At 61.9% G+C, this 9,094-nt stretch carries 10 protein-coding genes; 8 read left to right on the top strand and 2 right to left on the bottom strand.

The features are described from left to right. Positions 1-53: 53 nt before the first annotated feature. The 7 genes from EOA22_RS16070 to sufA all read left to right on the top strand — a co-directional run bounded on the left by EOA22_RS16070 (position 54) and on the right by sufA (position 7,370). The gene (locus EOA22_RS16070) at positions 54-1,217 is read left to right on the top strand and encodes a cysteine desulfurase family protein (protein ID WP_063167808.1); all 1,164 of its coding nucleotides are present in this window, start codon (positions 54-56) and stop codon (positions 1,215-1,217) included. A 242-nt stretch (positions 1,218-1,459) separates the two neighbouring features. Beyond that, complete coding sequence (sufB, locus tag EOA22_RS16065) at positions 1,460-2,977, top strand: Fe-S cluster assembly protein SufB (protein WP_013532161.1); 1,518 nt, start codon at positions 1,460-1,462, stop codon at positions 2,975-2,977. A 27-nt stretch (positions 2,978-3,004) separates the two neighbouring features. Continuing rightward, on the top strand, positions 3,005-3,760 hold the full coding sequence (gene sufC, locus EOA22_RS16060; protein ID WP_013532160.1) for a Fe-S cluster assembly ATPase SufC: 756 nt from the start codon (positions 3,005-3,007) through the stop codon (positions 3,758-3,760). A 19-nt stretch (positions 3,761-3,779) separates the two neighbouring features. Beyond that, positions 3,780-5,048 (top strand): Fe-S cluster assembly protein SufD, encoded by a 1,269-nt coding sequence (sufD, locus tag EOA22_RS16055; RefSeq protein ID WP_063167809.1) that lies wholly within the window; start codon positions 3,780-3,782, stop codon positions 5,046-5,048. Positions 5,049-5,233: 185 nt separating this feature from the next. Beyond that, positions 5,234-6,475 (top strand): cysteine desulfurase, encoded by a 1,242-nt coding sequence (locus tag EOA22_RS16050; RefSeq protein WP_063170212.1) that lies wholly within the window; start codon positions 5,234-5,236, stop codon positions 6,473-6,475. A 21-nt stretch (positions 6,476-6,496) separates the two neighbouring features. Then, the gene (locus EOA22_RS16045; RefSeq protein WP_013532157.1) at positions 6,497-6,889 is read left to right on the top strand and encodes an SUF system Fe-S cluster assembly protein; all 393 of its coding nucleotides are present in this window, start codon (positions 6,497-6,499) and stop codon (positions 6,887-6,889) included. A gap of 100 nt (positions 6,890-6,989) precedes the next feature. After that, positions 6,990-7,370, top strand: coding sequence for a Fe-S cluster assembly scaffold SufA (gene sufA / locus EOA22_RS16040; protein WP_013532156.1), 381 nt, complete (start codon positions 6,990-6,992; stop codon positions 7,368-7,370). A gap of 184 nt (positions 7,371-7,554) precedes the next feature. Here sufA and EOA22_RS16035 read toward each other — a convergent pair whose 3' ends face one another. Further along, positions 7,555-8,052: a GFA family protein gene (locus tag EOA22_RS16035; protein WP_013532155.1), complete on the bottom strand. Its 498-nt coding sequence runs from the start codon at positions 8,050-8,052 to the stop codon at positions 7,555-7,557. Positions 8,053-8,142: 90 nt separating this feature from the next. Between EOA22_RS16035 and EOA22_RS16030 the strand changes: the two genes are divergently transcribed. After that, a complete protein-coding gene (locus EOA22_RS16030; protein ID WP_063167810.1) occupies positions 8,143-8,466 on the top strand; it encodes a TfoX/Sxy family protein in 324 nt (107 codons plus the stop codon). A gap of 69 nt (positions 8,467-8,535) precedes the next feature. On the opposite strand, the gene EOA22_RS16025 is transcribed toward EOA22_RS16030, so the two are convergent. Then, the coding region (locus EOA22_RS16025) for a pseudouridine-5'-phosphate glycosidase (protein ID WP_206521288.1) at positions 8,536-9,094 on the bottom strand (559 nt) is incomplete at its 5' end.

Below are 9,094 nucleotides of genomic sequence, written 5' to 3'. Positions count from 1 at the left end.
AAATAACGCCATACGACGGCGGAATGGCTTCTGACGGGACTTGACGGACGAAAATGGCCGCAAAACGCGCCTATCTCGACTACAATGCCAGTGCGCCGCTGCTTGCCGCGGCCCGCGAAGCTATGGTCGCGGCGCTCGATGTCGCCGCCAATCCGTCATCGGTTCACGCCGAGGGGCGGGCGGCCCGCCGTCTGATCGAGACCGCAAGGCGTGACGTGGCGGCGCTCGTCAACGCCAAGCCCGAGCACGTCGTGTTCACCTCCGGTGCCACGGAAGCAGCCTCGACGCTGCTGTCACCCGACTGGCAGATGGGGCGCGGCACGGTGCGCATGAGCCGGCTTTACGTGTCGGAGGCCGATCATCCCTGCCTGTTGAACGGCGGACATTTCCCGGCAGTGCAGGTAAACCGGATCGGCGTCGACGCCAACGGTATCGCCGATCTCGACGCTTTGGCGGCAGCGCTCAGTGGTCATGACAAGAGCGAAGGCCTGCCGCTGGTTGCCATCCACGCCGCCAACAACGAGACCGGCGTCATCCAGCCGATCGATCGCATCGCCGGGATCGTCAAGGCGGCGGGCGGCATCCTCATGGTCGACGCCGTGCAGGCCGCCGGGCGTGTTTCGATCGATCTATCAGCGGGTTACGCCGATTATCTGATTCTGTCCTCGCACAAGATCGGTGGTCCCAAGGGCGTCGGCGCCATCGTCGCGGCTTCGGATCTGATGATGCCGAAGCCGTTGATCAATGGCGGCGGTCAGGAAAAGGGCCATCGCGGCGGGACTGAAAACCTCGCTGCCATTGCCGGTTTTGGCGCGGCCGCCCGCGAGGCCCTGGCCGGATTGCCGGCCATAGATGCGGTGCGCCGGCGCCGCGACGAGATCGAGGCCATCGTGAAAACGCTGGTGCCGGACGCGGAAATCTTCGGAACCGGTGCGCCAAGGCTTGCCAATACGGCATTCTTCGCTATTGCGGGCGTCAAAGCCGAAACCGCGCAGATCGCCTTCGACCTGGCCGGCGTAGCGCTGTCGGCCGGCTCTGCCTGTTCGTCCGGCAAGGTCGGACCGAGCCATGTGCTGAAAGCCATGGGATACGGTGACAGCCTTGGCGCCTTGCGCGTGTCGATCGGTCCGGCGACGGGCGCGGAAGACATCGAGTTGTTTCGCGTTGCGCTGACGGGAATCGCCGCGCGTCGGGCGGATAGAGAAAAAGCCGCGTGAGCGGTTGGGGCATCGGACCGAAAAGCGCGTAGCGATTTTCGGGAAAATCCGATGCTTGACGAAAATGATTTGGGCCATTCGGCCTGGTAGAGCCGTGCGTTTCATGCTGGCCGGGTGAATTTCCGGTCGAAGCGCACTATATGAAACTTACGCTGCCGCAAGCGCCTTTTTGGGGTTCGTTTTGGCGGTGCCATAGTTTGAAAACTGTCGGGCCTTGACCCCGGCGTGGATGGAGAACGCATATGCCTGCTGTGCAGGACACGATCGATCGGGTCCGAAAGATCGACGTCGACCAATATAAATATGGATTCCAGACCGAAATCGCGATGGATAAGGCCCCCAAAGGCCTCAGCGAAGACATTATCCGTTTCATTTCGGCCAAGAAGGACGAACCGTCCTGGATGCTGGAATGGCGTCTGGAAGCCTATCGCCGTTGGCTGACGCTTGACGAGCCGACCTGGGCGCGCGTCCACTATCCCAAGATCGATTTCCAGGACATCTACTTCTACGCGGCGCCCAAGAGCACGCCCGGCCCGACCTCGCTCAGCGATGTCGATCCCGAACTCTTGAAGGTCTACGAGAAGCTCGGTATTCCGCTGCGCGAGCAGGAAATCCTCGCCGGCGTGCAGAAGACCGACGCCTCGGAACTCGAGGAAGTCAGCGACAATGTCTACAAATCGGGCCGCGTCGCCGTCGACGCCGTGTTCGATTCCGTTTCCGTCGTCACCACCTTCAAGAAGGAGCTGGCGCAGGCCGGCGTCATCTTCTGCTCGATCTCGGAAGCCATCCGCGAGCATCCCGAACTGGTGAAGAAGTATCTCGGCTCGGTTGTGCCGACCTCCGACAATTATTACGCCACGCTGAATTCGGCCGTGTTCACCGACGGCTCGTTCGTCTTCGTGCCCAAGGGCGTGCGCTGCCCGATGGAGCTGTCGACCTATTTCCGCATGAACGAGAAGAACACCGGCCAGTTCGAGCGCACGCTGATCATCGCCGAGGAGGGGGCTTACGTCTCCTATCTCGAAGGCTGCACGGCGCCGCAGCGCGATGAGAACCAGCTGCATGCCGCCGTCGTCGAACTGGTGGCGCTCGACGATGCCGAGATCAAATATTCGACGGTGCAGAACTGGTATCCCGGAGACGCCGAGGGCAAGGGTGGCATCTACAATTTCGTCACCAAGCGCGGCGACTGCCGTGGCGATCGCTCGAAGATCTCGTGGACGCAGGTCGAGACCGGCTCGGCGATCACCTGGAAATATCCGAGCTGCATCCTGCGCGGCGACGATTCCTCGGGCGAGTTCTATTCGATCGCTGTCTCGAACGGTTATCAGCAGGTCGACAGCGGCACCAAGATGATCCACCTCGGCAAGAACACGTCGAGCCGCATCATCTCCAAAGGCATCGCCGCCGGCTTCTCGCAGAACACCTATCGCGGCCAGGTCTCGGCGCACCGCAAGGCGACCAACGCCCGCAACTTCACCAACTGCGATTCCCTGCTGATCGGCGACCAGTGCGGCGCGCACACCGTGCCCTACATGGAAGCCAAGAATTCGACGGCGCAGTTCGAGCACGAAGCGACCACGTCGAAGATTTCCGAGGACCAGAAATTCTACGTCATGCAGCGCGGTATCCCTGAAGAGGAGGCGATCGCGCTGATCGTCAACGGCTTCGTCAAGGACGTCATCCAGCAACTGCCGATGGAATTCGCTGTCGAGGCGCAGAAGCTGATCGGTATCTCGCTTGAGGGCTCGGTCGGCTGACCGGACAGATATTCAGGAAACGAAAAAATGCTTGAAATCAGAAACCTGCACGCCCGCATCGTCGATGACGGCACCGAAATCATCCGCGGTCTGAACCTGACGGTGAAAGCCGGCGAGGTTGCCGCGATCATGGGGCCGAACGGCTCGGGCAAATCGACGCTGTCCTACATCCTCGCCGGTCGCGAGGACTATGAGGTGACCGAGGGCGACATCCTCTACAACGGCCAGTCGATCCTCGAAATGGATCCGGCCGAGCGCGCCACGTCAGGCATCTTCCTCGCCTTCCAGTATCCGATGGAGATACCGGGCGTCGCCACCATGGAATTCCTGAAAGTGGCGATGAACGAGCAGCGCAAGGCGCGCGGCGAGGAGCCGCTGAAGATCCCGGAATTTTTGAAGCGCGTGAAGGAAGCCGCCGCCTCGCTCAGCATGGAGATGGCGATGCTGAAGCGGCCGCTTAATGTCGGCTTTTCCGGCGGCGAGAAGAAGCGGGCGGAGATCCTGCAGATGAAATTGCTGGAGCCGAAATTGTGCGTGCTCGACGAGACCGATTCCGGCCTCGACATCGATGCGCTGAAGATCGTTTCCGACGGCGTCAACGCGCTGCGCGCGCCGGACCGGGCGTTCCTGGTCATCACCCACTACCAGCGCCTGCTTGAGCACATCGTGCCCGACACCGTGCATGTGCTCTACAAGGGGCAGGTCATCAAGTCAGGCGACAAGTCGCTGGCGCTCGACCTGGAAGCCAATGGCTATGCCGGCGTGATCGGCGAAGCAGCGTGAGATGCCAGAGGTAATACCGATGAACATGCACGCACAACCGCAGCGGACACCGGCCGAGACAGCGTTGATCGACGCGTTCGGCGACCGGCTGTCGCTGCTGCCGGGCGACGGCGCGGTGATGCTGAAGCGCGACGACGCCATCGAGACGATCAAGCACGGCCTGCCGACGCGGCGCGTCGAATCCTGGCACTATACCGACTTGCGCCGGTTGCTGAATACCGTGCCGGACTTCGACCCTGCCGCCATGGCCAAGGCCATTGCGCCGATCGTTGACGGTTCCACTGTGGTGTCGATCCTGAACGGCAAGTCCGACGCCAAAGTGCCGGTTCTTGAAGGCGTCTCTTTCCAGCGCCTGTCGGAAAAGCTGGTCGACGGCAGCGCAGCACCTGGGCTCGACCCCTATGGCAGCGACGACGCCATCGGCGCGCTGAACACGGCTTTCGTCGCCGACGGATATTTTGTCGACATCGCCGATGGCGTGGAACTCGAAAAGCCGGTCGAGCTGCAGAACCTGCAGGCCGGCGGCCAGACCCATGTGCGCCTGCCAGTGCGTGTCGGCGCCGGCGCCAAGGCCGTCATCGTCGAACGGCAGACAGGTGACGGCGCTGCCCTGGGCAGCTCGGTCAGCCAGCTCGTGCTCGGCGAAGGCGCCGAGGTGACGTGGCTGATTGTCCAGGAACAGCCGGAAACGGCGACGCATCTGGCCCAGTTCAAGGCCCATATCGGCAAGAATGCCAAGCTGACGTTGTTCGTCATGAACGCCGGCGGCAAGCTCGTGCGCCAGGAGATCATGGTCAGGACGACTGGCGAAGGCGCCGATTTCAAGCTGCGCGGCATCAACCTCTTGGCCGGCGACACCCATACCGACGTGACCATGGTTCTCGACCACGCCGTGCCGCACACGACCTCGACGGAGATCATCCGCAACGTGGTGACGGGCAAGGCGCGCGGCGTGTTTCAGGGCCGCATCAACGTCCATCAATATGCGCAGAAGACCAACGCCAAGATGGCATGCAACACGCTGTTGCTGTCGGACGACGGCGAGTTCTCGACCAAGCCGGAGCTTGAAATCTTCGCCGACGACGTGATTTGCGGCCATGGCGCGACGGTCACCGAGATCGACCACGATCATCTGTTCTACCTGATGGCGCGCGGCGTCGACGAGAAAAGCGCGCGGGGGCTGCTCGTGAAGGCCTTCGTCGCCGAGGTGATCGAGGAACTGGACGACGAGGCGATCGTCGAAGCGCTGGAAGCGCGGCTCGACGGCTGGTTCGTGGCACACGGCTAATTGGATGGGGTCCGGCAAAGCCACCCCTCATCCGTCTTGGCGCTACGCGCCAATCCACCTTCTCCCACAAGGGGAGAAGGTAAAGCGCTAGACCTTCTCCCCTTGTGGGAGAAGGTGGCCGAGCGAAGCTCGGTCGGATGAGGGGTGTTGGAAGGATCTCGGCCTTGGCCGGCAAGGACTTTGAAATGGACCAGAAACTCGAAAACATTCCCTACGACGTCGAAGCGATCCGCCGCGATTTCCCGATCCTGTCGCGGGAAGTCTATGGCAAGAAGCTGGTCTATCTCGACAATGGCGCCTCGGCACAGAAGCCGCAGGCGGTGCTCGACGCTGTCCAGCACGCCTACAGCCAGGAATATGCCAACGTCCATCGTGGCCTGCATTTCCTGTCCAATGCCGCGACCGACGCCTACGAAAAGGCGCGCGAAACGGTACGCCGTTTCCTCAACGCGCCAAGCACCGACAACATCATCTTCACCTCGAACACGACCTCGGCCATCAACACCGTGGCCTATGGCTATGGCATGCCCAACATCGGCGAGGGCGACGAGATCGTGCTGTCGATCATGGAGCACCACTCCAACATCGTTCCCTGGCATTTTATCCGCGAGCGGCAGGGCGCCAAGCTGGTCTGGGTGCCGGTCGACGATCTCGGCGTCCTCCACATCGAGGAATTCGAAAAACGGCTGACCGACCGCACCAAACTGGTCGCCGTCACGCAGATGTCGAATGCGCTGGGCACGGTGACGCCGATCAAGGAAATCGTGCGCATCGCGCATGCGCGTGGAATTCCCGTCCTCGTCGACGGCAGCCAGAGCGCCGTGCATATGCCGATCGATGTGCAGGATCTCGACTGCGACTTCTTCGTCTTCACCGGGCACAAGGTTTATGGCCCTTCGGGCATCGGGGTGCTCTACGGCAAGAAGGACATTCTCCAGGGCATGCGCCCCTTCATGGGCGGTGGCGAGATGATCGAGGAGGTGACGGAAGACATCGTCACCTACAACGAGCCGCCGCATCGTTTCGAAGCCGGCACGCCGCCGATCGTGCAGGCGATCGGACTGGGTGCCGCGCTCGACTATATGGAAACGATCGGCCGCGAGCGCATCGCCGCGCATGAGGAAGACCTCAAGACTTATGCGCATGAGCGGCTGCGCGCCATCAATTCGCTGCGCATCTTCGGCGATGCGCCCGGCAAGGGCGCCATCATCTCGTTCGAACTGCAAGGCATTCATGCGCACGACGTGTCGATGGTGATAGACAGGCAGGGCGTTGCTGTCCGCGCGGGCACCCATTGCGCCCAGCCGCTGTTGAAACGTTTCGGCGTAACCTCCACATGCAGGGCATCGTTCGGCATGTATAATACCAGGGCCGAAGTCGACGCTTTGGCCGAGGCGCTTGAGAAAGCGCGCAAATTCTTCGGATGACGATTTTTTTGGGTGACGACCATGGATGATGCAAGCATCGCTGCCGAGACCACTCCGGAAACCGCGCCCAATGCGCTGGTTTCGGGATCGGCCATTCCAGCCGACGAACTGGCGCGGTTGACCGACGACATCGTATCGGCGCTGAAGACGGTCTACGATCCGGAAATCCCGGCCGATATCTACGAACTCGGCCTCATCTACAAGATCGACATCGAGGACAATCGCTCGGTCAAGATCGACATGACGCTGACCGCTCCCGGCTGCCCTGTCGCCGGCGAAATGCCCGGCTGGGTCGAAAATGCCGTCGGCGCCGTCGAAGGCGTGTCCGGCGTCGAGGTCAACATGACCTTCGACCCGCCATGGTCGGCCGACCGCATGTCGGAAGAGGCGCAGGTGGCGGTGGGCTGGTACTAGCGTCAAGCCTGGCACACTTGCGCGAGGGATAAAACTTCACCATTTTAGGTGAGGAATCATTCGGCAGGCCTTGAACCTGCATGGAATGGAAGGAAAAAGAATGGGACGCTTCGCCGTCATCACCATGACCGAAAAGGCCGCCGACCGGGTGCGCGAGATCGTCGCCACCCGCGACAACGCGCATGGCATCCGCCTCGGCATCAAGAAGGGCGGCTGCGCCGGCATGGAATATACGGTCGATCTGGTGACCGAGCCCAACACCAAGGACGACCATATCGAGCGCGACGGCGCTCATGTCTATGTCGCGCCCGAGGCCGCGCTATTCCTGTTCGGCACCGAGATGGATTTCGAGCAGACGACGCTGCGCACCGGCTTCACCTTCCACAACCCGAACCAGAGCTCGGCCTGCGGCTGCGGCGAATCCGTCGAACTGAAGCCGGCCGACCTGAAGGCACTGGCAGAGGCACGCGCTTCGGCCTGATTTTTTCCTTCGCCCCGTTTACGCGGAGAAAGTGTCACGAAGTGACGGATGAGGGGCAGCGCCAGCCTCTCCAGAGTTAGCTCCGCCCAGCCTGCCGGCGTACGTCGTTAGAAAATCCAAGCAATTGGCTTTTCGTTCGCTGCGCGGATCACTCCTCACCTCCCCGTAAACGGGGCGAAGAAACTCACTCCACCCACATGCCCGTCCGCTTGTGCCAATCGGCGATCGATTCCTCGGGATAGACGTCGAAGACCTTGTCGTGCTTGCCAACCACCGGCTCGACCCAGTTCGCCTTGTATTTCAGCATCAGGTGCACCTTGCTCTGTGGGATGGGCAGGTCGCTGTCGATCGCCGAGGCGAAGGGATGCACAAGCTCCGGCCAGGTTGGATCGTAGAGCCAAAGGGCTGAGCCGCATTTCTTGCAGAAATTGCGCTCGCCGGTTGAGATTTCGCAATGCGGATGCTCGTCGTCCTCGATCTCCGCCCGAAAGACGCCGAGGCTGCGCTTGCCCCTGATGTTCAGTGTCTCGTTGTCGGCACCGAGATTGATGGCAAACCCGCCGCCGCCCTGCTGCTTGCGGCAGATCGAGCAGTAGCACAGCATGAATGGCGCCGGCGTGTGGCTCTCCACCTCGAAACGCACGGCATTGCAGCGACAGGACCCTTTCAGCAGAAGCGGCATGGCGGGAAAACTCCGATACCTCTCTCAACCTGTCAGCATGATTTTGGTTGCGGCGATGACAAGGCCAGATGCCGGTGACATGATCGCGGCATGGACAATGAACGCATCGCCGAACTGTTCGAGGGTCTCGGCCCTGTCAGCATCCGCAAACTGTTCGGCGGCAAGGGCATCTATTTCGACGGCGTCATCGTCGCCATCGTGTTGCGTGGCGAATTGATGCTGAAAGCCGACGAGCAAAGCGCGCCCGAGTTCGAGGCCGCCGGCTGCACGCAATGGACCTATACCGGCTCGCGCCACGGCAAGCTGGTCGCCATGCCCTACTGGAGCGTTCCCGACAGCGCTTTCGATGATCCCGAGGAGATGGCGGCCTGGGCACGCCGGGCGTATGAGGCGGGGCGGCGGGCGGGGAAGTGAATGCCAACCTTCTTGGCACAGCGGAGGGACAGCACCCCCCTCTGTCCCGCCGACCTTGGAGGCCGTGCCCTACAATGCCCTGGCTATCCTCGCCGCCAACCTTGCATTGTTTTCCACCAGCGCGATGTTGGTCTTCAGGCTCCTGCCGCCGGTCAGTTCGAGGATCTTTCCCAGCAGGAATGGCGTCACTGCCTTGCCGGTGACATGTTGTGCCTCGGCGGCCTTCTGCGCGGCGTCGATATAGCCCGCCATCTCCGCAGCCGGGATTTCCTGGTTTTCCGGCACAGGATTGGCAATCAGCATGCCGCCAGCAAGCCCAAGTGCTGCCCTCGTCTGGTAGAAATGCGCGATCTCTTCCGGCTCGTGCAAGGTCAGCGGCGCGCGGAACGGCGATTGCCTGGACCAGAAGGCCGGCATCGTCTCGCAGCCATGGCCGATCACCGGCACGCCGCGCGTCTCCAGCACTTCCAGCGTCTTTTCGATGTCGAGGATCGCCTTGGCGCCGGCCGAGACGACAATCACCGGGGTGCGCGCCAGCTCGTCGAGATCGGCGGAAATGTCAAAGCTCTTTTCGGCGCCCTTGTGCACGCCGCCGATGCCGCCGGTGGCAAACACTTTTATGCCGACC

The organism is Mesorhizobium sp. M7A.F.Ca.US.014.04.1.1 (assembly GCF_003998745.1).
GTDB classification, from domain to species: domain Bacteria; phylum Pseudomonadota; class Alphaproteobacteria; order Rhizobiales; family Rhizobiaceae; genus Mesorhizobium; species Mesorhizobium ciceri.
This window is presented reverse-complemented; position numbering and strand designations above follow the sequence as displayed.

What these genes read in the sequence shown, in the direction of transcription:
- EOA22_RS16070 (WP_063167808.1), top strand. Translation starts at nt 54, where the DNA reads ATGGCCGCAAAACGCGCCTATCTCGACTACAATGCCAGTGCGCCGCTG.
- sufB (WP_013532161.1), top strand. Translation starts at nt 1,460, where the DNA reads ATGCCTGCTGTGCAGGACACGATCGATCGGGTCCGAAAGATCGACGTC.
- sufC (WP_013532160.1), top strand. Translation starts at nt 3,005, where the DNA reads ATGCTTGAAATCAGAAACCTGCACGCCCGCATCGTCGATGACGGCACC.
- sufD (WP_063167809.1), top strand. Translation starts at nt 3,780, where the DNA reads ATGAACATGCACGCACAACCGCAGCGGACACCGGCCGAGACAGCGTTG.
- EOA22_RS16050 (WP_063170212.1), top strand. Translation starts at nt 5,234, where the DNA reads ATGGACCAGAAACTCGAAAACATTCCCTACGACGTCGAAGCGATCCGC.
- EOA22_RS16045 (WP_013532157.1), top strand. Translation starts at nt 6,497, where the DNA reads ATGGATGATGCAAGCATCGCTGCCGAGACCACTCCGGAAACCGCGCCC.
- sufA (WP_013532156.1), top strand. Translation starts at nt 6,990, where the DNA reads ATGGGACGCTTCGCCGTCATCACCATGACCGAAAAGGCCGCCGACCGG.
- EOA22_RS16035 (WP_013532155.1), bottom strand. Translation starts at nt 8,052, where the DNA reads ATGCCGCTTCTGCTGAAAGGGTCCTGTCGCTGCAATGCCGTGCGTTTC.
- EOA22_RS16030 (WP_063167810.1), top strand. Translation starts at nt 8,143, where the DNA reads ATGGACAATGAACGCATCGCCGAACTGTTCGAGGGTCTCGGCCCTGTC.